The sequence below is a fragment of the Streptosporangium sp. NPDC049644 genome (assembly GCF_040675205.1).
GTDB classification, from domain to species: Bacteria; Actinomycetota; Actinomycetes; order Streptosporangiales; family Streptosporangiaceae; genus Streptosporangium; species Streptosporangium fukuiense.
Map to the genome: position 1 here is coordinate 1 of NZ_JBFAOJ010000279.1, position 1,112 is coordinate 1,112.

Here is a 1,112-nt window from a genome sequence, read left to right on the forward strand (position 1 = left end):
GTTCAAGGGGTCGAACGTAATCGGGCCGCCGCCGCGATTGAACATCGTGATGCCGGGATGCCCCGTGCCCTGGGCGCGGCCCCATACTGGCGACAGGTTCGCCGCGTGCTGGGCGAACATCAGTTGCGTGTACCACCGGCGCCGGTCCTTGCCGGGGTAGTAGCATCACGGCAGCCAGCGCAGGTAGCTGTTGAGCGGCGCCACCTCGTCGTCCTCGCGCACCGGCTGCAGGCCGGCGTTGAGCATCACGTTCGCGAGGTCCAGGCCGCGCCGATCCAGTTCCGCCTCGTCGCGCCCGCGTAGGTAGAACGCCAGAGTGCCCCGGTAGAGCTTGTGCGCGCTGCCGAACAGGGAGCGGGCTTCATGCACGTCCTTGAGCGTCTGCTCCGACGCCAGCGTCTCGCCCACAGCTTTCTTCGCCAGATGGTTGAGGTCCGATTCGAGGACGTCCTGCGGCGTGGCCACCATGGTGAGACACATCAAGGTGTCCTCGGGCATCTGGTCGAACAGCGTGTTGATCGCGTCCCCCTTGCGGGTCTCGCCGGTCAGGTGCCCGGTGCCGGGCGGCATGCGCAGCCGGTCGGTGATCAGCACGCGGTGCGGCATGCCGTCGAAGTACCAGGCCCCTTGCGCCACGTCCGAGCGCGGCTGCCCAAAGAACAGCCGCTGGCTGAAATCCCGCCCGCTCGCCAGCTCGATCTCGCCGGCCTCGCTTTCCTCGGTACTGTCCGGATAGCGCGCCAACGCGTAGAAGCGCTCCCGGTCCTCCACCCCAGGCCCGAGCAGCGTGGGGCGCGGGTTGAACCACCGCAGCAGCCAGTCGTGGACGTCGGCCGCGACCATGCGCCGGGCCTGGATGCCGGCGTTCGCCAGGCCGCCGCACAGGCGGTCGCAGACGATGCCCAGCATCTGCTCGGGTGTCTGGCCGCGGCGGTTTGCCTGTCCCTGTCCGCTCGCGCGGCGGTACACCACCATGCGCACGCGCCGCGTCTGGCCGCGCCAGCGCAGCCGCGTGACCACCGTGTCCTCGAACAGGCCGCCGGGCTTGGCCACAGCGCGCAGGTGGTGGCCGAAGAAGCGCAGGTAGAACTCGGTGAACGCCGAGCCGCGCG

Annotated in this window: 1 pseudogene; it reads right to left on the reverse strand. The window is 69.7% G+C overall.

The features are described from left to right. Positions 1-1,112: pseudogene (locus AB0J58_RS45115) on the reverse strand (TraC family protein); the annotation flags it as partial.